This window comes from Clostridium sp. AM34-9AC (assembly GCF_003480225.1).
Classification (GTDB): Bacteria; Bacillota; Clostridia; order Lachnospirales; family Lachnospiraceae; genus Acetatifactor; species Acetatifactor acetigignens.
The window spans coordinates 50,836-76,811 of sequence record NZ_QUIU01000009.1; the positions used below are offsets into that span (position 1 = coordinate 50,836).

The window sequence follows — 25,976 nt, forward strand, 5'->3', positions numbered from 1 at the left end:
TAATCCGCATTTCGATCCATACATTCGCAAAATCGTCTCTTCGAGACTTTCCTTTTGCTCACTCAAAATGCATCTGATCGGTAACGTAAAGTCCGATCCCCTGCATCATACGGCAAAATGCCAGCTCCGCCGCCAGAAAATCCGACACCAGTGGATTCTCCCGGAAAGCTTCGTTTTCTCTGGTAAACTGATCCAGCTTATCAAAGTTGGTGTCCTTGCTGGTCTGCAATTCAAAATTTCTGGTCCGGAATTCATCGATCTGTCTCTTAAGTTCCGGTTGCTCCTTCACGCGGGCCAGCTGCTTCTGATATTCCAGATAAGCGTCGGTATTACGAATCGCCTGTACCATCTGCTCTACAGCCTGATTTACATTTTCGTCCGATGTAATCTTCATCTGCTTACGACCTTTCCAGCAATCGCTGCTATTACACTTCCATAATGATCGGAAGGATCATGGGACGTCTCTTGGTCTTCTTCCATACATAATCGCCGAGGACATCCTTGGTGGTGGTCTTCAGTTTACCCCAGTCCGTAATTCCCTTATCCAGACATGCCTGCAGCGCATCATCCACGGTGCGTCTGGCTTCCTCGATAAGTTCATCGGATTCCTTCACATATACAAAACCTCTGGATACAATGTCGGGACCTGCTACCAGTTCTCCACTGGCCTTGTCCAGACTCATGACCACGATCATAATACCATCTTCTGCCAGATGCTGTCTATCTCTCAATACTACATTTCCGACATCACCGACACCCAGACCGTCCACCAGAATAGCTCCTACGGGTACTCTGCCATTGACCTTGGCCTGTTCCTCGCTGACTTCCAATACATCTCCGGAGGACAGGATGAAGATATTGTCCTTACTGATGCCCAGACTCTCTGCAATCTTGGCCTGTGCCTTCAGATGCTTGTATTCACCATGCACGGGTACTGCGTACTTCGGATGGATCAGGGTATAGATCAGCTTGATCTCTTCCTGGCAGGCATGTCCGGATACATGAGCATCCTGGAAAATAACATCTGCGCCTTTGCGGAGCAGCTCGTTGATGATCTTGGTGACGGACTTTTCATTGCCCGGGATGGGGTTGGAGGAGAAGATTACGGTATCCCCCGCACCGATCGTGATCTTACGGTGCATATTGTTGGCCATACGGGACAGGGCTGCCATACTTTCGCCCTGGCTTCCGGTGGTGATAATCACCTGCTGCTCATCGGGATAATTCTTCATCTGATCCAGATCCACCAGTGTATTCTCGGGGATATTGATGCACTCCAGCTTGATGGCGGTATCCAGGATATTCACCATACTGCGGCCTTCCACAGCTACTTTACGGCCGAATTTATAGGCCGTGTTGATGATCTGCTGTACACGATCCACATTGGATGCGAAAGTCGCCACAAAAATTCTGGTATTTTTATGTTCTTCAAATAAGGTATCAAATGTCTTACCTACGGTCTTCTCGGAAGGGGTAAAACCGGGACGCTCGGCATTGGTGGAATCGCACATCAGTGCCAGTACACCCTTTTTACCGATCTCGGCAAAACGCTGTAAATCAATGGCATCTCCATAGACCGGAGTATAGTCTACCTTGAAGTCTCCGGTGTGTACCACGATACCGGCAGGGGAATAAATTGCCAGTGCTGCGGCATCTACGATGCTGTGATTCGTCTTGATGAATTCCACACGGAAATCACCCAGATTGATGGACTGACCGAACTTCACCACTTTGCGTTTGGTCTTCTTCATGAGGTTATGCTCTGTCAGCTTGTTCTCAATGATCCCCATGGTCAGGCGGGTTGCGTAGATGGGCACATTGATATCACGCAGCACATAGGGCAGTGCTCCGATATGATCCTCATGTCCATGAGTGATGACAAATCCCTTTACCTTATCGATATTATCCTTCAGATATGTTACATCGGGAATGACCAGATCGATTCCCAGCATATCATCCGCAGGGAAAGACAGTCCGCAGTCCACCACAATAATACTGTCCTCGTACTGGAAGGCAGTAATGTTCATACCGATCTGCTCCAGGCCTCCCAAAGGAATGATCTTCAGACCTGAAACGTTACTATTCTCTTTTTTCTTTTTCAACGAAATTACCTCCAAATTCTATACGTCTATACAACTGTTCTTAGTGTATGTATCCCGGCGTTAGAACGGATTGTTATGCTCTGCAAACAAAGATCTGTGATTTCACGCCTGCTCCTTCCGGCTCTCTTCTCAAAGACTCCCGTGGAGATCAGACATCCCAGATCTTACGATTCCATCAAAATAACGGCATCTCTCATGCCCTTCGTGTATTCCCTGTCACTTTTAGCACAAAACCATTATATGCTGAAACCGGCAAAGCCTCCAATATCCCTCTCTGCCAATCATACAAATCATATATAAATATAAGACCGTCCTTCTCGCAGAACTGCCTGTATTTATCATATATCAAGGTCATAAGCCTGAAAACACAACGTGCTTGCACGGGAGTGATTTTATGGCTTAATGACCCGCCCCAATATGAGCATAAAAGCGGAGCGAATGCTTCGCAATATGGTGATATTGGAACGGATTGTGTGAGTGCATGGCACGGAACAATCCATAGGATATGATCTAAATTAAATCAACATCCTCTAACATATCCGCAAATACTCCGGATACCGCTTCCAGTTCTTCATCATCGGAGACTACATCATAAATGCTCTCTTCTTCACCATCCTGAGACATATCCTTCAGGATCAGGGCATCTCCATCGCCCTCTTCCACATCAGTCACCAGGATGTAATTGTGTCCTCCGATCCTGGTCTGTTCCAGTACATAAAATTCTACAGGTTCTTCGCCTTCGGGGCGAAATGTAATCTTTTCCAATTTACTCATTCTGTTTCCTTTTTCTTCTCATTGTTCCTGCGATCCAGATAGCCCTGCAGGATCAGAGTAGCTGCGATCATATCCACGTAATCCTTACGGTTCTCACGGCGGATTCCCGCTTCCATCATGGCTTTGTCCGCTGCCACAGTCGTCAGTCTCTCATCCCAGAAATATACCGGGAGACCGGTCCTGCGCTCCAGCTTGTCCTTGAACTCTTTGGTCAGTTCCACGCGGACACCTTCGGTATCGTTCATGTTCTTGGGAAGTCCCAGTACGATCTCTTCCACTTCATTCTCCACGATCAGTTCTTCGATCCGGGCCAGCGTCTGTCGTAATTTATTCTCTTCTTTGCGGCGAATGATCTCCACACCCTGCGCTGTTAAGAGCAGACTGTCACTGATCGCCACGCCCACGGTACGTGAGCCGAAATCCAAACCCATGATACGCATGTGGGTCCTCCTGATAACTGTAATTATTTCCAGTGTTTTGTCCTGATATACTCCGTGAGCAGTTCTTCCACCAGTTCGTCACGCTCTACCTTCATGATGAGGCTGCGGGCATTTTTGTGACTGGTAATATAAGTAGGGTCCCCGCTCATGATGTAACCTACGATCTGGTTCACCGGGTTGTATCCCTTTTCCGTCAGTGCCTCATATACGGTAGAAAGCACCAGCTTCACACCGGTCTCAGGTTCTGTCTCTACCTTGAAGTATTGTGTATTTCCTAAGTCCTGCATACGATCCTCTTTTTCTGCCATAGGGCAAATCTTTCCGTTATGCCTTATATTACCGCATTTACTTTGAAAATTCAAGGGGTGATAGTAATAGGATTTCATCCGTCAAAAACCCCTGTACCCTGCCGCATATCACGGTATTTGCAACATTTTTTTTATTTTCCTTCACAGAGACAGCCAGTTTGACATAATCTCTCGTGTGTCCCAGCAGATATTCCATTCCGCCGATCTCCTTGGTCTCCTCCAGAAGCACCTCCGCCTCCCGTCCCACATAGTGGGTCCGGAACTGCTTCGACTGTTCCTTCTCCATAGCCAGAAGTTCCGCACTTCTGGTGGTCTTCACGGGATCCGGCACCTGATGAGACATCACGGCCGCTCTGGTGCCTGCCCGTTTGGAATACTTGAAAATATGCATCTCGAAGAATTGAATCCGGTCTAAAAATTCCTTTGTCTGCGCAAACTCTTCCTCAGTCTCCCCCGGGAAACCCACAATGACATCTGTGGTGATGGCTGGATGGTCAAATACCTTACGAAGCAGCGCAACACTCTCCGCATATTCTTCGGAAGTATATTTACGGTTCATACGGCGTAGCGTGGCATCACAGCCGCTCTGCAAGGACAGATGGAAATGGGGACACAGCTTCGGCAGTGCCGCCATTCTGGCTGCCGTCTCCTCCGTAATAATGCGGGGTTCCAGGGAACCGATACGGATCCGCTCAATACCTTCAATATCATGGATCCGTTCCAGCAGATCGATCAGCTTACTGCTGCCGGAATAATCTCTTCTCTCCTCATCTTCTTTTAATACGGAGACACTTTCTCCCCGCTTCCAGGCCTCCTCGTCGAAATCAATGCCATAAGAACTGATATGGATACCTGTCAGTACGATCTCCCGGTATCCGTTCTGTGCCATGCCGGTGATCTCCCGGATGATATCTTCCGCCCTGCGGCTGCGGACTCTGCCTCTGGCATAGGGGATAACACAGTAAGAGCAGAACTGATTGCATCCGTCCTGAATTTTAATATAGGCTCGGGTGTGCTCTGCCGTCTGTTTCAGAGTCATTTCTTCATATTCCGCGGTATGGTTAATATCTATGACAGTAGTGTCATGCAGAGTCTTGTCCACACCATGCCCGGCATTTTCTGCATTCTCTGCCACCGCATCTTCCTGTTCCAGATCCTGCAAATATTCCTCCAGAATGGACGCCAGGTCCTTCTTGCGGTTGTTGCCGATCGCCAGATCGATGCAGGGATCCTGCTCCACATCTTCCCTTCCGGTCTGCACGTAGCATCCCACAGCCACCACCAGTGCCGCCGGATTTTTCTGCTTCGCACGATGAAGCATCTGTCTGCTTTTCCGGTCTGCAATATTGGTAACTGTGCAGGTATTTACAATATAAATATCTGCGGTTTCATCAAATGGTACAATAGTATAACCTTTTTCTTGTAACATTTGTTGCATTACTTCTATTTCATAGGAATTAACCTTACATCCGAGGTTGTGTAATGCTACACTTTTCATAGGATTCCTCACTTTTTTTGTATTGTTTTCGTCTTGACTTTTGAGCGTTCCCCCATTAATATAAAGTCAGAAGGTATGACACACATTAAGGAGGTAGTCAACATGAAGACAGTTCAGATTTCTTTAAATTCTATTGATAAGGTAAAATCTTTCGTAAACGATATTACTAAGTTCGATTATGATTTCGATCTTGTATCCGGCAGATACGTAATTGATGCAAAGTCCATCATGGGTATCTTCAGCCTGGATCTTTCCAAGCCTATCGACCTGAACATCCATGCAGAGGATGGCGCTGATGAGGTTCTGGAAGTATTAAAGCCTTATCTGGTATAAGTTACCGATTCGGAATTCCGAATACATAGTAAAACAGAGAACACCTTGAGAGACGCAATCCTCTTGAGGTGTTTTTTATATGCCATTCCAAAAAAGTAACTATTCAGTACCTCTGTTTCCCCGGTTCTGAATAGTTACTCTGCATTCGCACTTATGCTTCCGCAATGATCAGTTCTTTGGTCTCCAGTGCGGTCTTCACCAGTTCGTCGATCTTCTCATCCAGATTGTGTTCATGTCTGCGGATCACCTTCACGTTCGGTTTCGTCACGGGATGTTTTGCCACGAAGATGGTACAACAATCTTCATAGGGCAGAATGGAAGTCTCATAAGTCCCGATCTTCTCGGATACTTCTACGATCTCCTGCTTGTCAAATCCGATCAGCGGACGGTAGACCGGCAGCTCACAGACTTCATTGGTAGCGATCAGGGAATTCATGGTCTGGGATGCCACCTGTCCGATGCTCTCACCGGTGATCAGGCCCAGGCACTCAGTCTCTTTCGCGATCTGTTCCGCAATCCGCATCATATACCGGCGCATGATAATGGTCAGTTCCTCATGAGGACATTTCTCATAAATATATAACTGAATATCGGTAAAATTGATCACATGCAGATAGATCGGTCCGGTGTAACGGGCAACGATCTTCGCCAGATCCACTACTTTCTGCTTCGCACGCTCACTGGTGTAAGGCGGTGCATGGAAATATACCGCATCGATCTTGACGCCTCTCTTGGCGATCATATAACCTGCCACGGGAGAATCAATACCACCGGAGAGAAGCAGCATTCCCTTGCCACCGGTACCTACGGGCATTCCTCCGGGACCGGGCAGGATCACGGAGTAGATATAGATTTCTTCACGGATCTCAATGTTCAGCATAATATCGGGATGATGTACATCCACCTTCATATTGGGATAAGCCTTCAGGATAGCTTCTCCCATATCCATGTTGATGGTCATGGAATCCTTGGGGTAATTTTTCCGGGCACGTCTCGCTGCCACCTTGAACGTCTGATTGCAATCGGGATATACTTTTGCAATGTAGTCAATTACAGTCTCACACAGCTTCTCAAATCCTTCATCCTGTATATGCACTACCGGGCAGATTCCGGAGATTCCGAAGACTCTTTGTAAGTGTGCCACAACTTCATCGTAGTCAAATTCTGACTCTGCATCTACGAAGATACGGCCCTGTGTCTTGTGCACCAGGAATTCTCCCTCACACTTTTTCAGTGCATACTTAATCTGGCGTACCAGAGCATCTTCGAACAGGTAACGGTTCTTTCCCTTAATGCCGATCTCGGCATATTTTATCAAAAATGATGTAAACACGTTCGTTTCCTTTCTGAGTGTTTCTCAAATCGCTTATCTGCGACTGTATCTGCGTAACATAGGTACTATATTGTACAATGCCTGGAGACATACGTCAATCTCTTCTTCCGTGGTAAATACGGAAAAGCTGAAACGTATGGTGGAATCCAGCAGGGATTTATCGATGCCGATGGCTTTCAGTGTAGCAGAAGGCTGCGGCTTGTGTGCAGAGCAGGCGCTTCCTGCAGAAACATAGATTCCCTTGTCCTCCAGTGCATGCAGGAGTACTTCACTCCGGACTCCCGCAAAGGATACACTGACGATATGCGCCGCCGTACCCTCTCCGTAAGGAGCATCCGGCAAAAGTCCATTGACCTTCACCTGATCCAGTCTTTCCACACCTTCAATGAATCGTCTCTTGCAGGCGCAGAGTCTGGCATGATCCTCATCAAAATGACTATAGAGCATTTCCGCTGCTTTTGCAAGTCCCGCAATACCGGGCACATTCTCGGTACCGGAGCGGAGGTTCTGCTGCTGTCCGCCACCGAATACGATGGGCTGGATCTTCACCCGTTCCCCTACATACAGCAGTCCGACGCCCTTCGGTCCGTGGATCTTGTGTCCACTGACGGACAGCAGATCAATGTGCATCTTCTTGGGATAGATCCGGGATTTTCCGAATCCCTGTACCGCATCCACATGGAACAGCGTATCCGGGTTCATCTGTTTGATCAGAGCTCCGGCTTCCTCAATGGGCTGCAGGGCTCCGATCTCGTTATTCGTGTGCATGATAGATACCAGAATGGTCTCCGGTGTCATGGCTCTGCGTAAGTCTTCCAGCCGGATACGTCCGCAGGGATCCACCGGCAGATAAGTGACACGATACCCCTGGGTCTCCAGATAACGCATGGTCTGCAGGATAGCGGGATGTTCGATCTGCGTCGTGATCAGATGATTGCCTCTGCGGCAATTCGCCAGGGCGCAGCCGATCAGTGCCATATTATCGGATTCCGTTCCCCCGGAAGTAAATAAAAGCTCTCTCTCCTCCACCTTCAGAATCCTTGCCAGAGTCTCCTTGGCATAGCGGAGGTATTTCTCTGCCTCCACTCCCTTCATATGCAGGCTGGAGGGATTACCGTAATCTTCACACATGATCTTCGTCATCAACTCTGCCACTTCCGGGAATGTCCTTGTGGTAGCGGAATTGTCCATATAGACTTCCATTCTCTTCTTCTCCTTGCTATCTATCTCTTCAGTAACTATTCAGCGCCCTATTCGCCAAATCGACTCTTCCGGGCTTTCCTTTTGCTCTGAATAATTACTATATTCTTCTTATGATTAAAATATGCCGCAGGCAGGCGATCCGTGCCGTCCGCTGTCTAATTTTCCAACTGATACATCAGCCATGCGATAGTCGTAAATCCGGCCGTCTCCGTCCGCAGGATCCGTTTCCCCAAAGTGATCGGTTGAATTCCCGCCTCCGTGGCAAGTCTTATCTCCTCCGGATCAAATCCGCCCTCCGGGCCGATGAAAATAGCGATCTGCTGTCCGGGTCTTGCGCTTTCGATGAGCTGTTTCGTCTGTGGCATTCCTTCCGCCAGCTCGTAAGGTACCAGTTTCAGATCCATTTCAGAAGCCGTTTTCACCGCCTGCACATAACTCATAACCGGTGCCACCGTGGGGATCACGCCACGCTTACTCTGCTTGGCTGCTGCCTCCGCAATTCCCTGCCAGCGTTTGATTTTTGCATCCGCTTTTTTCTCATCCAGCTTGACCACGCAGCGCTTCATGGACACCGGGATCACCTGAAAGGCTCCCAGTTCCACGGCCTTCTGGATGATGAGCTCCATCTTGTCCGCCTTGGGCAGTCCCTGGAACAGATAGATCTTCGCCGGAAGCTCTACTCCGTCTTCCTTGATAAAACGAAGCTCCAGACGGACACAGTCCTCTTCCAGTGCAAGGATCCCACAGCGATATTCCTTCCCGTCGATTCCATTGCTGACAGCCACTTCTTCGCCGGGGCGCATCCGCAGTACATTTTTGATATGATTCACATCGGTTCCCCGGATGATAACGCTCTTCGCTGCCACGTCGATCTGTTCCGGTTCTACAAAAAACTGATACATAGAAACTCCTATTTTAAGCGCTTAATTCTTTCTTGCGGTAACGCTGACCCATTCTCCCTGGTAGGTCACTTCCAGTACTTCCAATCCAGCGGCCTTCACAGCCTCCACCACGGTCTGCTCCTTGTCATCAATGATGCCAGAGGTGATGTAGATACCGCCCTTCTTCAGCTGATGTACGATGACAGGAGTCAACGGTACCAGTACATCTGCCAGAATATTGGCCACCACGATATCATAACACTCATAGCCTACCTTGTCCTGCACTTCTTTGTCTGTAATGATATTGCCGATCATCATGTCAAACTGTGCCGGATCGATTCCATTCACTTCGCAGTTCTGTGCCACAGCTTCCACAGCACAGATATCCAGATCGGTTCCCACGGCATGTTTTGCCCCGAACATGAGGGATAAAATTGCCAGAATACCGCTGCCGGTGCCGACATCCAAAAGCTCTGTCTCAGGAGTGATGAACTTACGCAGCTGACGGATACACAGCTGTGTGGTCTCATGCATGCCGGTGCCAAATGCCGTACCGGGATCGATATGAAGCACCATCTTGTCAGTATCTTCCGGTTTGATATTTTCCCAGGAAGGGATCACCAGGATATCATCGATATAGAACTGGTGGAAATACTGTTTCCAGTTGTTGATCCAGTCAATGTCCTCCGTCTCATCTACCACAACAGAAGCCTCGCCGATATCCATAAACTGGCGTAAGTCTTCCAGTTCCCGCTTTACATCCGCAAGTACAGCTTCGGTCGTGGTCTTCTCCCCGGCCACTTCCAGACTGCCGTCCTCTTTTTCCTCTACAAAAAAACTTAAATAGGCAATGCCGTCATCCTCCGGTCCGTCCGGCAGGATATCTACAAACATCTGCTCCTTCTCCATGGCGGTCAGGGGCACCTTGTCTTCGATCTGTGCTCCTTCCAGTCCGAGATCGTACAGGGTGCTGATAATAATATCTTCCGCTTCCGTTACCGTCTTTATTCTGAATTTAACCCACTTCATTGTTCTTTTTTTCCTTTCTTTTCCATTGTTCCAACACAGCATATATCATTGCAGCCACTATTGCAATAAAACTGTCGATTTCCAATACGCTGACCGCATCCAGCTTCTCTCTCCAGGTGTACCGGTTCAATGCCTGTCCGTCCACAGTTGCTTCATGTACCACCAGTTGCTGATTTTCCGGTACATGCGCCTTTTCCGTAGTAGTATATACTACCTGCGGCAGATTCTCGGAAATACTTTGATTCACGATCCGGTATTCATATACAGCGCCCCTTTTCAGCCGGGTCTCGATGACGGCAGGGAAAAATGTTGTCGATTCCATGGCATCATAAGGAATTACACCTTCATATATCTTCTGATCCTCTTTCCATATCTCCAGACCCAGAAGTCCGTTCCGTTCTTCCTCCTGATTATAGCTCACCGCGATTTCCAGTGTTTTCAGAAAATCTGTCTCCGCAACAAAATACTGCGAAGCATATTCTCCCACCTGCAGGGGCTCTGTATATCCATAATCCTCACTTAAGGAACTGTCCTTTTTATCTTCACGGATTCCTCCATACGGCCATACAAACAACATGGAAAGTATCGCTGCCAGCAGGACTCCTCTTTCCACCCATTTAATCATTTCCCGTTTCCTCCGTTATGTTCACCTTTAAAATATCAAAATCCGTATTCCCGTCCATATACTGAAATCCATAATGTCCCATATTTTCATAGGTTACGGTATATTTATCCGATTCCTCCAGCAGATGTCCGAAACACTGGAAATACCAGACTCTTTTCCCCACCAGTTCTTCCAGATCCGGCACCTCTTCCATGGTATAAAAGATCTGGTCCGGCATATAGCATCCGAATAGCTGTCCGAAGCGGGAATCCGTATCGTAGACGACCACATCTCCCGGCTCCATATTCTCCGCTATAAATGCCTTCGTCTCTTCCAGATATGAGATTGTACCATATTCTTCATGATAAGAGATTCCGTAGGCCGACACTCCCATCCACACAGTGAAGGACAGACAGGCGATCCATTCCTGTAAATTGATCCTGGATAAAATGATCGCCATTCCCAGCCAGAACAATCCCATGCTATGCATAACATGGCGGTAGGTAAAAAAGTGGGACGCATGTAATGCCAGCAGCGCCGCCATCAAATAGCTTACTGGGAAAATACAGGTACACAGAACCGCAAAAACACCGTTTCTTCTCCCCAGCCGCTTCCAAAAGAGGATCGCACAGACCAGTGTCAGTACAAAAAGAAGTTCTCCCATTTTGGTCGCATACTTCACTCTGGTTCCGAAAATGAAATTAAAAAATTCGTAAATACCGAATTTGGACTGGTTCGTCGGGTTTCCATCAGAAACCAGCAGATGAAAGAAATCGGATTTTATCAGCCATGCCACAAAAAGCAATACAACGGAACCACCACAGACAAACGGCTTCCAGATCTGTTTTCTGTCCTGCTGCCAAATCACCGCCACCAGATACAGGTAGATAAACAGGTAACTGAACGCGGTAAAGTAATGACTGAAAATACCGCAGAAGGTCGTCAGAAACAATATCGTCCACAGGGCCTTACTGTTCAGCCGCTCCCGCAGGAAATAAGCGGTCAGTCCGCAGACGGTAACTCCAAACACCGTCCAGGAATACATTCTGTTGTTCACACTGATCTTCATCATTGCAGGTGTCAGGCTTACCATGATCATATAAAGGGCTGCTGTCTTCGCTCCCCACTGCCTGCGGATCACAACAGGCCCCAGCAGCATGGACAATACCGTTCCCAGCAATGCAAACATTTTGTAGGCAATAATGCCGTCTCCTACCAGAAACGACCACAGCCGCAATCCCATATACCATACCGGCACATCCGTATCATGGGCCGCCAGTACCACGCGAATGATTCCCATCATCGTATTGTCATGGGCGGTGCGATAACTGTATGCTTCATCATAGTCGATCCCCTCACTGAGACACAGGGAGAACAATACCGCCGTGCACAGAATGAGGATCAGCCATAAGCCAATGGTTGTAATTTTATGTTTCTTTTCCGAAGTCATTTTTTTCATCTTCATCAGATCATTAATCCTGTCTTCTCTTTACTCTTCTCTATCATATGATTCAGCTTGCGGAACGGCGGCTCCAGTGCCAGACCAAGCAGCAATGCAATGATCATGAACAGTGCCATCTTACCGACATTGATCCAAAAATCCACTCCGTACATTCCCGCAATACATTCCTTGAAAGCTTTCATGCCGAACTGAAAAGGCAGGAACGGATAGATCCACTGGAATACCTGCGGAAGAACCTCGATAGGGAACGTTCCGCCGCTTCCCGCCACCTGGATGACCATGACTACAATAGCCAGTGCCTCACCCACGTTTCCAAAAGCGAAAGTCACAGAATACATAAAGCAGCTGAATGCCGCACTGGCCACGGCTGCCGCCAGCCAGTATAAAAACCTGTGCTGACACTGTATCTCAATATAATAAAGGTTCCCAAGAACAATAAGCAGTGTCTGTGCCTGTCCGATCAGGAAAAACAGCAGATATCTGCCAAAATATCTCTCATGCGCCTTATAATGATCCCCCGGTTCAATGGGTTTCACACCCACGTGAATAATAGCCACCAGGAACAGCGCTCCCACCCAGATTGCCAGGATCGTATAGAACGGCGATGCCGCAGAGCCGTAATGATCCACCGGATAAACAGGTACCGTCTCCAGTCTGACCGGAGAAGATACGAAGTCTGCCACCGCCGTCGGATCGGCAGCCATAGCGCTTAAAATATCCTCATAGGTCTCCGCACCGGTGATCCGTTTTATATTATCTGCTATTTTGCTGACCTTGTCCAGCAGTTCCTGTGCGATCACCAGGGAATCCTGCAGGCTGACATTACCTTCCTGCAAAGTCTGCTGATACTCTTTCAGAATATCGGAAATTTCATCCATATTCACATCCGTACCGTTCATCATCGCTGCGGCATTCAGGAAAGCCTGCTGCATGGATTTGCCGGTAGCCCGGAAAGAAGGTCTGACATTGTTATTGTAATCACTCATCAGATTATTCAGCTGTTTGTTGCAGATCTGGATCTGTTCCCGGATCTGTGCCCGCAGAGTATTGATATCATGATCCACATCTCCCTTGCTGTCTTGCAGCTGTTTCAGATCCGCTTCGATCGTTTTCAGAGACTGGTTGATCTCCTGAATCTGAGCATCCTGTCCGGTGATCAGGCTTCCCAGCACATCCATATTGGCCTGCATGCCCTGTACCAGTCCGATGGCCGTGCCCAATCCGGTGTCCGTGGTGCTTCCCACATTGTTGCTGCCCATCTGCTCCAACAATCCATCAGAAAAGACCGACAGATACTGCAACGCTTCCGTGACCATGTCCATACTGCTGCTCACCATATCTCCCATAACGTCAACCGCATCGACGCTGGAATTGATCATGGTCTGCATACCGATCATGGTATTTCGTCCATTCTCCAGCATATTATCCATATCCGGGAGCATATTCTGGCTGGTCTCCATGATCATCTCCGCGGAGGTCATAATACTCTGGAAGGACTGTAACATAACCACATAATCCTGCAACTGTGCCTGCATGGTATCCAGAGATTCTTCCACACTGGTCTGCCCGCCGGCATTCACCACCGAAAGGGCATTTCCCGCTTTCATCACCGCTTCTGCCACAGTACTGATAAAGGTGGCATTTACCTGTTCCTGCACAGCATTTTTCGCTTTGCCCGTGATTTTGGGGGCAATACCATTCTTTTTCTCATTTTCATAGTAGTAAATGGTGGGATGATCCACTTCACCGTCGATAAATCCCAGCATTTCCTGAGTAAAAGTCTCCGGAATAATCAATGCCGCATAGTAATCACTGTTCTTCACGCCTTCCAGTGCTTCCTCCGTGGTCTCCGGGAACACCCAGCCGATAGTGGTATTGGCTCCCAGAGCCTCCAGCACACTGTCTCCCACGTTCAGAGACAGCCCCATGATCTCCGCCCCGGCATCATCGGAAGCCACGGCTACTTTCAGCTGACTGGTAGCTGCGGGCTCGTAAGGATCCCAGTTGGAGAAAATGTTGAACCAGGCATACAGTGCCGGGAGGATGCTGAGTCCCATGATAATAACGACCGCCACCACATTATTGCTGATCCGGCGGATGTCGGTGGTAAATATTTTCCAGATATTATACATACTATTCACCATCCTCCCAGTCTTCGGTCTCGTCTTCGTTTTCCTCTTCGCTTTCGTCTTCCGGATTCTCTTCGGTTTCATCTTCCGGATCCTCTTCGGTCCCGGTCTCGGCTGGGGAATTCAGGCCTTCACCAATCAGTTTCCGGGTCTCCCGGATGATCTGCGCCGCCCGGTCAAAGTCTGTCGGAGTCACCGCTTTGAGATCGCCTTCTTCTCCTTTGAGCTCCATGATCTTCTCCTGCAGATTATAATCCATATATTCCACAACGATCAGATAGATTGACAGGGCAAACAGCGACACGATCCACAGGATCAGGAAGATGACCTTGTTGCTGCCAGTCAGGAACAACAGTGCCAGAAAAAACAAGGGGACGATCCAGATACATTTCAGACCGATCTTTATTCTTTTTCTATTCTTCTCATGAAGGGCCTGCTCGTAATCCAGAACCTTCTGAAAAATTTCTTCGTAATTTCTCTCCATGATTTTACCTTTCTGCCTGTTCGGAACTTCATTCACAAACCCACTCCTGCGGAGTTTTCGTTTTCATGGTTCTGAACAGGTGTCACATTAACTCAGTGTCTTCCATACGCTCTTCCACAAAATGGTTCAGTTTTACGAACGGGATCCGGATCACCAGGCCGATCAACAGTCCCTCGATCATAAACAGGCTCAATTTTGCCAGTGCTTCCATATAGGCAGTACCGTACATACCCGCCAGTGCCTCACGCATGGCCCGGATGGCATAGGGGAAGGGAAAGAAAATATAAATCTTCTGGTAGGTGTCCGGTAGCAGTTCGATCGGGAAGGTACCGCTGGAACCAGCGATCTGCAATACCATAACAATAACGCAGATGGCCTTGCCCACATCTCCGAATGCCAGTGTCAGAGAATAGATCAACAGGGAAAATGCCGTAGCCGTAAAGCTTGCCGCCAGGAAAAACAGCCCCGGTTCCACAATGTTTACTTTTAACAGCCACAGATCTCCGGCCACAATGATGGCTGCCTGAATCTGTGCCAATAAGAAAAACAGCAAATATCTGCCGAAATACAATTGATAGCTCTGTACATTTTCAAGCCCTTTCGGAGAGGCTTTTACTTTCACCAGTGCCACCAGGATCGTAGAACCTACCCAGATCGCCAGTGTGGAATAGAACGGTGTCATGGCAGAACCATACGTAGCCACCGGATACATGGCTATGGTCTCCATGGTTACGGGAGATGCAAAATATGCCCCCAGACTATCCGGATCTCCTCCAAGGAAACGCACCAGAATATCCATCATTTCCTCTTCGGATGCACCGTCCAGCTTCTCTGTCAGATCTGTAAGTTTGGCGCTGATATTATCTACCACATCTTTGATCTGTCCCAGACTCTCACTGGTTCCGGACACAGTGTCACCGACACCTTCCATGACAACTCCGACATTTTTCACCGTATTGCTCAGGGTATTTACCAGATTGGTCACCTGATTCAGAGAATCTGACATATTTGTCAGAACCTTCTGCATCTGGGGCACCAGATTATTCTTATAGATTCCCTGCATATTACTTACAGAAGTCTCGCAGCTGTCAATGGCGCTCCTTAAATTATTCATGGCATTGTTGACATTGACCTTTGCATTCTCCGCAGCCTTGTCGTCCGTGGATTCCAGAACGCTGCCCACTACGGTATTCATCAGATCCAGTTCCTTCTGCATGGCTTTCAATGCTTCCATAGCCGCATCAGTTGCCGCTGCGTTGATATTGCTGCCGGTGCCGCCGTTCGCAGCATTACCGTCAGAGACGCTTTCCAGCTTTTGTTGGATCAGTGCCGCCAGCAGTGTATTTACTTGTCCGTTCAGCGTATTGGTATCTCTTGCCACCCGGTTCAGATCTCTCGTCATCTGGGCGGTATCCTCCGCCAGTTTGCTTTCATCCAGAGCCTTTTTGATACTTTCCAGAGAGTTATTGATATTGCTCATGGAAGTATCGATGTTGTTGCTGAAATTGCCCAGGGTGTCTCTGGTAGAAGACAGATCCTGACTGCTCTGGTTCAGACTGGCTGTGGTGCTGTCCAGTTTCTTCTGCATCGCGGGAATCTCATAGTTGACATGGGTGATGGCAGACTCCAGCCGCGCATTGCCTGCCTGAAAGGAGTCGATCATGGCACTGTATTCCTTCAGATTGTCATTCAGTTCCTCCAGTTTGGAACAGAATTCCTCTACATAACTGTCCCCCTGTACCTGATCCGACACCGTATTGCCCTCTTCAAATACCGTGGTAGCCGCCACCTTGATAAAGGTCTCATTGATGGTATTCTGCAGAGTTCCTGCCACCGTATCCGTGATTTTGGTGGCAATGGCATTGCTCTTCTGATTCTGATAATAGATCAGCGCCGGATTCTCAAAATCATCCGAAAATACATTGTACATACTATAAGTAAATTTATCGGTAATGACGACGGCTGCATAATATTTTCCGGCTTCCACGCCCTCTTTTGCTTCTTCCTCGGTATCCAGAAAGATCCATTTTACACTGGTGTTGGAATGCAGGCTTTCCAGTACGGATTCTCCCATATTTACCACCGATCCGTCTTTCAGCGTATAGTCCTGATCCAGGGATACTACCGCCACAGGAATTCCTCCGGTATTGGCATAGGGATCCCAGTTGGCAAATATATTAAACCACGCATACAGCGACGGTATCACGCACAACCCGATAATAATAACCAGCGCAAAAGGCTGCTTCACCAGTTTTTTCAGATCTCCGGTAAAAATCTTCCAAATATTTTTCATATAGCTTCTAGCAACTCCTCATCCGTATCCATTTGATTGGTTTTGGTCTTTTCTCCCCGGGCCGCCGCTTCACACAATCCCAGTATCAGGAAGAAAAGCGGCGCATTCAGCACCTGCTGAAAGCTGATCAGGGAATGTATCCCGTAGGTAAGCAGTAACAATACTGCGAGAAAATTCTTCCTGTATGTCTGCAGCGCCGTGATAAAAACAGCTGCATAGGCAGCCACACCCAGCAGTCCCATATTGACCAGTGTGGTGAGCCACTCATTATGTGCATTGGTAAAAACAGAACCTTCAAAATATCCTTTATCAAAAAGCACCGTGCCTCCCGGCAACAGTTCTCCCAGATACGATGCAAAACAATCCGGGCCTGCTCCCAACAGCTTCTGATGCAGATTTCCTTTCCGGAAACCCATCCATGCCATCTGCCACAATCTTCCCCGGCGATTGCCCCATTCCGCAAAATCGATTACCAACAACCGATGCAGATACCATGCCAGCACTACCGCTATTCCTGCCAGTGCACAACACAATACTCCCTCTTGCAATATTTTTTTCTTATTCTCCGGAATCCTGCGACAGGCTCCCCAAAGCAGCAGACACCCTGCTGCAACCGGAATCCATCCCTGCCAGGCTGCCAGTTTTTTGGCGATGCCATCCTGCAGGAGAATGTCAAACGTTCCCAGATATAACATCCATTTACCCCAACGGCACATTCCCAGCGCCACCGCTGCAAGAAAAAGGAAATATACTTCCCAATGTCCGGTTTGCTTCCGGTCGAGCCAAAAGCACACCCCCATGACTGTGCATGCCACGATCACACCGCTGTCACTTCCCTGTAAAAGCAGAAGCATCATGGCCAACATATTGCACGTTCCTGCCAGCAGTGTGGGACCTTTTTTCCCTGCTTCCACTGCCCGGTGAAACAGCGTCATGGAAAAGGGAAACATCACACTGTAATACCCGCTGAGCCAGTTGCTGTTCCCCAGCGTGGTCAACATATGGGTAAATTCCCAGTCCCCCACAACGTAACCCTTGAGAAGTCCCAGAGGATCATAGCCCAGCTTCTGCAACAGGCCGATCAGGGTGACCGCCACAAAAGCCGCCTCTCCTAACCATATCGCCGTTTTACAACTACCTCCGTACTTCGCCGTCAGTAAAAAACCTCCGATCATCAAACAGATCGTGACAGCTCCCATGTACCATTCCCGCTCTCCGTTCCACGCGATACTGCCATAGGGGCTGCAGATTGCAGAGAGTAACGCACAGATTCCGTACAGGCAGACCGCCGTCGTTACCGCATGTGTTCTGCATTTATCGACCGATTTTTTCACTACTTCAGCCAGAGATCTGGCAAAAATCCGATGTTCCCCTGTCCACCGGCTGCTTACAGCAAAGACACACAGTGCCAGCAATGCGATCCCCTGGCAAAGCAGTGAAACATTGCGATACAGGTAATATTTGGTATCACCCAGTTTATAATATCCATTCCAGGGAATATAATAAAGAGGCAGCACTGCCAGAATAACGATCAGATAACTCTGACATACAATTTTCAGAAATTCCTCTTTCCGGTTCTCCATCCTGCAGGCTCCTTCGTGTCACAGACAGCATAACTACTTGAATTGTAAGCGTTTCTGCCCATTCTGTCAAACCGTTCACCCTGCCTTTTGACAAAAAAACCAAACTGTATTCTATATCATTGGCCTTCAAAGATACCTTTAACTTTTTCCCAACAAACCAGTAGCCCCGGCTGGGTGTAAGAATAAGCAGTGCCGCTACGCTCTGCGATAGAGCGCGAGCGTGCCGCGTTTCTTACCCCAGCCGAGGCTACGGGGAATTTTATTTATTAACTTTTACTTCCAAAACTTTTTCTTCTTGCCGTCCCTGGAGTCATTCTCCCTGGACTCTCCCTCTCCGCTTTCCGTTGCTTTCTTCACAGCATTCAGGGAATCTCCGGTCAGTACATCGAACTGCTTTAGCAGTTCCTTTGCTTCCGGTTTCAACTTGTCGGGAGTCTGAACCACCAGTGTTACATAATGGTCACCGCGGACATCCTTATTTCTCCAGGAAGGAACACCCTTGCCGCGCAGACGGATCTTGGTGTCGGTCTGCGTTCCGGCCTTTACATCATATACCACCTTGCCGTCTACCGTATCGATCAACACTTCGCCGCCCAATGCCGCTACTGCAAAAGAAATAGGTACGGTAGAGAAAATATCGAAATCCTGTCTCTGGAAGATAGGATGACGACCTACGATCACTTCTACCAGCACATCGCCTCTGGGGCCACCGTTGACACCTGGCTCACCCAGTCCCGGCATACGGGTAGACTGTCCGTTGTCGATACCTGCGGGAATATCCACCGCATAACGTTTCTTCATAGGAATATATCCGGTACCACGGCAATCCGGGCATTTGTCCTTGATCACCTTACCGGTACCCTGACAGTCGGGACAGGTCTGTACATTACGCACAGTACCGAAGAAAGACTGCTGGGTAAATACCACCTGACCCTTACCACCACACTTGGTACAGGTCTCAGGGCTGGTTCCGGGCTTCGCACCGGAGCCGTTACAGGTCTTACAGGTTTCCTTTACCGTAAGATCGATCTCTTTCTTGCAGCCGAAAACTGCCTCTTCAAAAGTGATATGAACACTGGTACGGATGTTGGCACCTTTCATGGGGCCGTTATTTCTGGCACCTCTGCTTCTGCCGCCGCCAAAGATATCTCCGAAAATATCTCCGAAAATGTCTCCAAAATCAGTTCCATTGAAATCGAAACCACCGGCACCTCCTGCGCCACCGTCAAATGCCGCATGGCCATACTGATCATACTGACGTCTCTTCTCGGGATCACTCAGCACGGCATAAGCCTCGGAAGCTTCTTTAAATTTCTGTTCTGCATTCTTGTCTCCGGGGTTCATGTCGGGATGGTATTTTTTCGCCAGTACCCGGTATGCTTTTTTAATTGCAGCATCATCTGCATTCTTATCTACACCGAGGACCTCGTAATAGTCTCTCTTCTGCTCTGCCATTTTTGCACCTCTGTCATTTAAATCTAAAAACGGTTATGCACAGGGCACGCTTTCGCATACCCTGTGCCCCCTGTTATTCGCAATCACTGTTACACAGCATTTACTGTTATACCACGATTTGCGTTATTTGTGAAGTTTAATTATACTTCTCTGAAATCTCCGTCGATCACATCATCGTCTGCGTTAGATCCAGCATTGCTACCGGCCTGTGCATTCATGTCAGGGCCTGCTGCACCCTGTGCACCCTGCTGTGCCTGAGCAGCCTGCTCATACATCTTGGTGAATACAGACTGAGCACTCTGGGTCAGTTTCTCTTTTGCAGCCTTCAGCTCATCTACATCGCTGTCGCTCATCTCCTGGTCTTTGGTTCTCTCCAGAATTGCCTTAACAGCTTCCAGATCAGCCTGTACCTGAGTCTTGTCACTCTCGGGTACCTTGTCACCTACTTCATTCAGAGCCTTCTCGGTCTGGAATACGAAAGAGTCTGCTTCGTTTCTTGCCTCGATAGCTTCCTTACGCTTCTTATCCTGTGCTTCGAATTCAGCTGCTTCCTTGACAGCCTTCTCGATATCGGAATCGGACATGTTAGAGCCTGCGGTAATGGTGATGTGCTGCTCCTTGCCGGTACCCAGATCCTTAGCGGATACATTTACGATACCGTTGGCATCGATATCGAAAGTAACCTCGATCTGAGGGATTCCTCTGGGAGCTGGAGCAATACCGTCCAGACGGAACTGTCCGAGGGACTTATTATCTTTGGCGAACTGACGCTCACCCTGTACTACGTTGATATCTACTGCAGTCTGATTATCAGCAGCGGTAGAGAAGATCTGGCTCTTCTTGGTAGGAATGGTTGTATTTCTCTCAATCAGTCTGGTAGCAACACCACCCATGGTCTCGATAGACAGAGACAGAGGAGTTACATCCAGTAACAGAATATCACCGGCACCTGCATCACCGGCAAGCTTACCACCCTGGATAGAAGCACCGATTGCTACGCACTCATCAGGATTCAGAGACTTGCTGGGCTCTTTACCGGTCAATGCTCTTACCTTATCCTGTACCGCAGGGATACGTGTAGAACCACCTACCAGCAGTACCTGACCCAGATCAGAATAGTTCAGGCCAGCATCCTTCATAGCGTTCTGTACGGGGATAGCAGTCTTATCAACCAGATCTCTGGTCAGTTCATCGAACTTAGCACGGGTTAAATTCATATCAAAGTGCTTAGGTCCCTCTGCAGTTGCGGTAATGAAAGGAAGGTTGATATTGGTGGTCATTGCGCTGGACAGCTCTTTCTTAGCCTTCTCAGCTGCTTCCTTCAGTCTCTGCATAGCCATCTTATCACCGGACAGATCTACGCCTTCTGCCTTCTTGAATTCATCCAGCATCCACTGAATGATCTTGTTATCGAAATCATCACCGCCAAGGTGTGTATCACCGTTGGTAGCCAGTACTTCGATGACACCGTCACCGATCTCGATGATAGATACATCAAAGGTACCGCCACCAAGGTCGTATACCATGATCTTCTGTTCTTTTTCATTGTCCAGACCATAAGCAAGTGCTGCTGCGGTAGGCTCGTTGATGATACGCTTTACATCCAGGCCTGCGATCTTACCTGCATCCTTGGTAGCCTGACGCTGGGCATCATTGAAGTATGCGGGAACTGTGATAACTGCCTCGGTAACCTTCTCACCCAGATAGCTCTCGGCATCTGCTTTCAGCTTCTGCAGGATCATTGCGGAGATCTGCTGAGGAGAGTATTTTTTGCCGTCAATGGTACGGCCGCGATCGGTACCCATATCTCTCTTAATGGAAGAAATGGTCTTCTCTGCGTTGGTAACTGCCTGACGCTTTGCAGGCTCACCGACCAGTCTCTCACCGGTCTTGGTAAATGCTACAACAGAGGGTGTGGTTCTTGCACCTTCTGTATTAGCGATAACGGTGGGTTTACCACCTTCCATAACAGCTACACAGCTGTTGGTTGTACCTAAGTCAATACCAATAATCTTACTCATAATATTTTCCTCCTGTTTTTATTCTCTGTTTTCATTTTATAGTTTCTATTCTCAAAAATATGTGATAATCAAATTATTGAACAACGCCTACCATGCTGTGTCTTACGACCATGTCATGATATGTGTAACCCTTCTGAAGTTCCTGGGCTATCACACCGGATTCATACTCATCGCTCTCCACCTGCATCACTGCGTTGTGAAGATTCGGGTCGAATTCCTGTCCGACTGCCTCGATTGGTTTCACACCGATGTTCTCAAGTTCTGTCATCAGCTGTTTGTAGATACGGTTCATACCGTCTACGAAAGGATCCTCTTTGGATTCCTCGGGAACCGTTGCCAGGCCTCTTTCAAAATTATCTACTACCGGAAGGATCTTCTCGATCACACTCTTGGCACCGGTATCGAACATTGCCTGTTTCTCTTTATCGGTTCTCTTGCGGAAGTTCTCGAACTCTGCCATCTGACGCTTTACTCTGTCTTCCAGCTGATCGATCTTCTCCTTGTAGGAATCTTCCTTTTTGTTCAGCTTTGCCTGCTTCTTTGCTGCCTTTTTGTCTTCCTTGCTCACGGGTTCCTCATCTTCTGTCTCTTCTTCCTTCAGTTCTTCGGCATCTGAAAGATCCTGTTCCATTTCTTCCTCTAATATTTCTTTTTCCTGATCTGCCATTCTTACTTTCCTTTCTGGAATCTGTCTATTCTTTGCGGTAAAGGTCATCCAACTGGTTCTGCACCGTCCGCAGCGTTCCTATGACCTTGTCATAATCCATTCTCTTGGGACCTATGATTCCTATGGTTCCCTTCATGCCTTCTCCCAATTCATAAGTAGCTGTGACAACACTGCAATCCTTCATGCCCTGTACCGGTGTCTCGTCTCCGATGTACACCTGAATACCTGTGCTGCCTTCATCTGCCAGGGACTCCTGGATCAGACCGCCCAGCTGCTGCTTCTCCTCGAAAGCATTGATCAGTTCACTTGCCTTGGACTGATCTGCCAGTTCCGGATACCGGAAAATATTGTTGGCACCGCTGGTGTAGATCTCCAGGTCCTCGTCTGCCTTGATGGCATCCGCCACAGCATCGATCACCTCACTGACGATCTCACTGTGGATTCCGGCCTGCTGCTTCATTGCTGCGATCATTCCCAGATTGATCTCCTCCATGGACAATCCATTGAGGTGGGTATTCAACAGAATGTTCAGCTTCAGCAGTGTCTCATCATCCAGTTCCTGATTCACCGCCAGGATATTGTTCTTGATCACATTACCTTCGGCAACGATGACCGCCAGAATCTGTCCGGCATCTACCCGGGACAGCTGGATGAACTTTACCTTGTTGCGATGTACCTGCGGAGCACTGATCATGGTGGCGTATTGTGTGTTCTGAGCCAGGGTCTTCACCACCTGTTTTAACAGGTTCTCCAGCTTATCCTGCCTCTCTAAGAGCATATCCTTCATCTCATTGACTTCCTGCTCTCTGGTGGCCATCATGGTATCCACATAGAAGCGATATCCCTTATCGGAAGGAATTCTTCCTGCGGAAGTGTGCGGCTGTATGATATAACCCATCTCTTCCAGATCCGCCATCTCATTACGAATGGTCGCCGAACTTAGATTCAGATCTGTGTATTTTGAAATGGTCCTGCTGCCTACCGGCTCTCCCGTTTCCAAGTAGTTCCGGATAATGGCTTGCAATATAATTCTTTTTCTGTCATCCAATTGCATTCCATCACTCCCTTTGGGATTATTAGCACTCATCTGAAAGGAGTGCTAACATCTTCTTACCCTAAAATATCACTACAGGATATTATTGTCAACTGATTTTCCCGAAAATAATTCTAAACAAAATATTAAAAAAAACTATTCAGAGCCTCATTCGCCAAATACAGATTCTTGTGCAAGCACAAATCTGTACTTGGCTCATCGTATACACAAAAAGGACCGGCACTATTTCAGTACCAGTCCTGTCTCCAGATATACGGGAAGTGCCCGTACATATACCATATCTATTGTGCCTCCGACAAGGATCAGAAAACATATCGCAACCCCTGTATTCACCAGCCACCGGGGAAAGGTTCTGCCTTTGATCTTCAGTTCCGAAAGTTTTTGAATTCCTTTTATCATATAATACATCAGGGGGAGCAGCGCTGGGAGCAGGTACCGTCCCTGATTCTGATAATCCGTGGTGTATGCATAATAAATCGTCAGAAATGCCGGCATAAAAATGCAATAAAGCATATTAATATGGAAGAACCATTCTCTTCCGGATATTTTGCGACGCTTCTTATAGCAGATCACATACAGAAGGCTTCCCGCGGTGCCAAGCACAAAAAATGCTTTATACGCCCGATACAGCCAGATGCTTCCGTAGATGGACATGGAGCCGAAAGCTGCCACGAAGCTGTGGAACAGACCGGACAGTGTGCAGCGTTCCCGGAACATTTCCAGCACCGTATAACCCATGGACTGATAAGTCTGCATGGTCAGCGGATTGACACTCTCCACCGCATATTGGATCGCCATCTTTTCCCGGGTGGCCAGTCCCAGCAGATCTCCGTCCAGAACGATATAACTTCGGATGAACCACCAGCCGATCCCCGCCAGAACTACTCCGGCGATCAGACAGCCGTATTTCAGCATATTCTTCCAGTCATAGAAATAGCCGCCGTTTTCCTTCTTCTGCAAAAAGGACAACAGAAAGAGTAAAATGCAGCTTACGATATATCCGTAGGCATTATAATAAGAAAGAGCACACAGAATAATACCACCGCTCATCCACAGACTGTTGCGGAGATTTATACCATCCTGATATACGCATACCAGAGCATATACCATCATGGCTGTGGATAACATACAGCAGGAATCCGTATTCACATAAGTGTGCAGGAACAATCCCTCCGGCAGGTACGTTACTGCAAAGCAGAACAGCCAACGGAATCGGTCATCCCGGAACACTCTTTTTCCAATCAAATATACCACTACTGCCATCAGCAGGCCAAAGGTTACGTTCACCAGTCTTGCGGTATAGAGCAGTACCACTTCCGATTCCGTAAACAGGCTCACAAAGCGCATGAGATATCCCTGCACGATATAGGGAAATACGTTATACAGAGCATAGGAAAATCCGTAGGCCGGAATCCGCACCTCTTCCTCCCATCCCGTAGGGATCTTCCCATACTTGCAGATAAACTGCGGGATCAGATATCTCGCATGTTCATCCGGCGGATTACCATACAGCGGCGGTGTGTTGGCCAGCGGCTGCAACAGTGCAAGTGTAAGTGCCAGTGCCAGGAATCCCAACAGATATAATGTAAAAATAATCTTTTCTGATTTTTTCTGCATTCTGTCATCCTTTAACATTTTTATAGATACGAAGACCCCAAAGTGGTAAATTCAACTTTGGGGCCTGGTAAACTATTCAGACCCTATTCGCAAAACCGCACCTTCGGTGCTTTCCTTTTGCTCATAGGGTTACTTCGTAATATAAAAATAAGTATATATCCTTATGAATGCAAGCATTCAACGTATATATACTTATTTTTTATTACTCTGAATAGTTTATATGTAGAAGCTTCCGGTGATCTCTTTGTTCATTACATAGTAAACCATGTTCTCTTCGGGCTTTACATACAGCTCTACGCTGGTCAGGTCAGCTGCCTTCTGCTTCAGGTCGTATTTCCATACATCCTTGGCGATCTTCAGCAGATCGTCCTGAGAATAAGATTTTCCGCCGAACTGAACACTGATCTCGCTCTTTAACTCTGCTTTCTTGGCTGCAGGCTTCTTAGCGGGCGCTGCCTTCTTGGTCTCTTTCTTAACTGTCTCTTTCTTGACTGCAGGCTTCTTAACCTCTGCCTTTACAGGTGCTTTTTCTTCTGCCTTTGCTACCGGTGCCTTTTCAGCTTCCTTCACAGCGGTCTTGGTTTCTGTCTTCACTGGAGTTGTCGGTGCTGCTTTCTTCACTTCTGCCTTAGGGGCTTCCACTTTAGCTGCTGTTACAGGTGCTACAGTTTTCTTCACTACTGCCATGTTACCGTCTCCCTTCTGT

The 25,976-nt window shown here is 48.0% G+C and carries 23 protein-coding genes; 1 reads left to right on the plus strand and 22 read right to left on the minus strand.

The window, feature by feature from the left end; genetic code table 11:
- Nucleotides 1-58 precede the first annotated feature (58 nt).
- The 6 genes from DW835_RS07040 to DW835_RS07065 all read right to left on the minus strand — a co-directional run bounded on the left by DW835_RS07040 (nt 59) and on the right by DW835_RS07065 (nt 5,122).
- Nucleotides 59-394, minus strand: a complete 336-nt coding sequence (locus tag DW835_RS07040; protein ID WP_118503139.1) for a YlbF family regulator — start codon at nt 392-394, stop codon at nt 59-61.
- Nucleotides 395-425: 31 nt separating this feature from the next.
- Complete coding sequence (locus DW835_RS07045; protein ID WP_022312134.1) at nt 426-2,102, minus strand: ribonuclease J; 1,677 nt, start codon at nt 2,100-2,102, stop codon at nt 426-428.
- Nucleotides 2,103-2,612: 510 nt separating this feature from the next.
- Complete coding sequence (locus tag DW835_RS07050; protein WP_022312135.1) at nt 2,613-2,876, minus strand: DUF1292 domain-containing protein; 264 nt, start codon at nt 2,874-2,876, stop codon at nt 2,613-2,615.
- A complete protein-coding gene (gene ruvX, locus DW835_RS07055) occupies nt 2,873-3,316 on the minus strand; it encodes a Holliday junction resolvase RuvX (protein ID WP_022312136.1) in 444 nt (147 codons plus the stop codon). The genes DW835_RS07050 and ruvX overlap by 4 nt, the downstream gene beginning before the upstream one ends.
- Nucleotides 3,317-3,339: 23 nt before the next feature.
- Nucleotides 3,340-3,603 carry an IreB family regulatory phosphoprotein gene (locus DW835_RS07060; RefSeq protein WP_022152845.1) on the minus strand — a complete coding sequence of 88 codons (264 nt, stop codon included), beginning with the start codon at nt 3,601-3,603 and terminating at the stop codon, nt 3,340-3,342.
- 58 nt (nt 3,604-3,661) lie between these two features.
- Nucleotides 3,662-5,122 (minus strand): MiaB/RimO family radical SAM methylthiotransferase, encoded by a 1,461-nt coding sequence (locus DW835_RS07065; protein ID WP_118668612.1) that lies wholly within the window; start codon nt 5,120-5,122, stop codon nt 3,662-3,664.
- A gap of 102 nt (nt 5,123-5,224) precedes the next feature.
- Here DW835_RS07065 and DW835_RS07070 point away from each other — a divergent pair, with 102 nt between their 5' ends.
- Nucleotides 5,225-5,455, plus strand: a complete 231-nt coding sequence (locus DW835_RS07070) for an HPr family phosphocarrier protein (RefSeq protein WP_022152847.1) — start codon at nt 5,225-5,227, stop codon at nt 5,453-5,455.
- Between the two features lie 151 nt (nt 5,456-5,606).
- Here DW835_RS07070 and thiI read toward each other — a convergent pair whose 3' ends face one another.
- The 16 genes from thiI to DW835_RS07150 form a co-directional block, all read right to left on the minus strand.
- Nucleotides 5,607-6,788 (minus strand): tRNA uracil 4-sulfurtransferase ThiI, encoded by a 1,182-nt coding sequence (gene thiI, locus DW835_RS07075; protein WP_117465967.1) that lies wholly within the window; start codon nt 6,786-6,788, stop codon nt 5,607-5,609.
- Nucleotides 6,789-6,821: 33 nt separating this feature from the next.
- Complete coding sequence (locus DW835_RS07080; protein ID WP_118538165.1) at nt 6,822-7,991, minus strand: cysteine desulfurase family protein; 1,170 nt, start codon at nt 7,989-7,991, stop codon at nt 6,822-6,824.
- Between the two features lie 155 nt (nt 7,992-8,146).
- Nucleotides 8,147-8,893 carry a 16S rRNA (uracil(1498)-N(3))-methyltransferase gene (locus DW835_RS07085; protein ID WP_117465968.1) on the minus strand — a complete coding sequence of 249 codons (747 nt, stop codon included), beginning with the start codon at nt 8,891-8,893 and terminating at the stop codon, nt 8,147-8,149.
- 21 nt (nt 8,894-8,914) lie between these two features.
- Nucleotides 8,915-9,901, minus strand: coding sequence for a 50S ribosomal protein L11 methyltransferase (gene prmA, locus DW835_RS07090; RefSeq protein ID WP_022312143.1), 987 nt, complete (start codon nt 9,899-9,901; stop codon nt 8,915-8,917).
- Nucleotides 9,888-10,526 carry a hypothetical protein gene (locus DW835_RS07095; protein ID WP_117465969.1) on the minus strand — a complete coding sequence of 213 codons (639 nt, stop codon included), beginning with the start codon at nt 10,524-10,526 and terminating at the stop codon, nt 9,888-9,890. The genes prmA and DW835_RS07095 overlap by 14 nt, the downstream gene beginning before the upstream one ends.
- Nucleotides 10,519-11,970 (minus strand): hypothetical protein, encoded by a 1,452-nt coding sequence (locus DW835_RS07100; RefSeq protein ID WP_117465970.1) that lies wholly within the window; start codon nt 11,968-11,970, stop codon nt 10,519-10,521. The genes DW835_RS07095 and DW835_RS07100 overlap by 8 nt, the downstream gene beginning before the upstream one ends.
- Complete coding sequence (locus DW835_RS07105) at nt 11,970-14,099, minus strand: YhgE/Pip domain-containing protein (RefSeq protein ID WP_118668611.1); 2,130 nt, start codon at nt 14,097-14,099, stop codon at nt 11,970-11,972. The genes DW835_RS07100 and DW835_RS07105 overlap by 1 nt, the downstream gene beginning before the upstream one ends.
- Nucleotide 14,100: 1 nt before the next feature.
- On the minus strand, nt 14,101-14,580 hold the full coding sequence (locus DW835_RS07110) for a hypothetical protein (RefSeq protein ID WP_147355072.1): 480 nt from the start codon (nt 14,578-14,580) through the stop codon (nt 14,101-14,103).
- A gap of 82 nt (nt 14,581-14,662) precedes the next feature.
- Nucleotides 14,663-16,873, minus strand: coding sequence for a YhgE/Pip domain-containing protein (locus DW835_RS07115; protein ID WP_118668609.1), 2,211 nt, complete (start codon nt 16,871-16,873; stop codon nt 14,663-14,665).
- Nucleotides 16,870-18,456: an O-antigen ligase family protein gene (locus tag DW835_RS07120; protein WP_118668608.1), complete on the minus strand. Its 1,587-nt coding sequence runs from the start codon at nt 18,454-18,456 to the stop codon at nt 16,870-16,872. The genes DW835_RS07115 and DW835_RS07120 overlap by 4 nt, the downstream gene beginning before the upstream one ends.
- 273 nt (nt 18,457-18,729) lie before the next feature.
- Nucleotides 18,730-19,911, minus strand: a complete 1,182-nt coding sequence (dnaJ, locus tag DW835_RS07125; protein WP_118668607.1) for a molecular chaperone DnaJ — start codon at nt 19,909-19,911, stop codon at nt 18,730-18,732.
- A gap of 140 nt (nt 19,912-20,051) precedes the next feature.
- Complete coding sequence (gene dnaK, locus DW835_RS07130) at nt 20,052-21,932, minus strand: molecular chaperone DnaK (RefSeq protein WP_118538183.1); 1,881 nt, start codon at nt 21,930-21,932, stop codon at nt 20,052-20,054.
- A 73-nt stretch (nt 21,933-22,005) separates the two neighbouring features.
- Entirely contained in the window at nt 22,006-22,599 is a 594-nt protein-coding gene (gene grpE / locus DW835_RS07135; RefSeq protein ID WP_118503160.1) for a nucleotide exchange factor GrpE, read from the minus strand.
- Nucleotides 22,600-22,624: 25 nt separating this feature from the next.
- The gene (gene hrcA, locus DW835_RS07140; RefSeq protein ID WP_118668606.1) at nt 22,625-23,653 is read right to left on the minus strand and encodes a heat-inducible transcriptional repressor HrcA; all 1,029 of its coding nucleotides are present in this window, start codon (nt 23,651-23,653) and stop codon (nt 22,625-22,627) included.
- 222 nt (nt 23,654-23,875) lie between these two features.
- Complete coding sequence (locus tag DW835_RS07145) at nt 23,876-25,270, minus strand: DUF2142 domain-containing protein (protein ID WP_118668605.1); 1,395 nt, start codon at nt 25,268-25,270, stop codon at nt 23,876-23,878.
- A gap of 216 nt (nt 25,271-25,486) precedes the next feature.
- Nucleotides 25,487-25,957, minus strand: a complete 471-nt coding sequence (locus tag DW835_RS07150) for a DUF6465 family protein (protein ID WP_118668604.1) — start codon at nt 25,955-25,957, stop codon at nt 25,487-25,489.
- Nucleotides 25,958-25,976 lie beyond the last annotated feature (19 nt).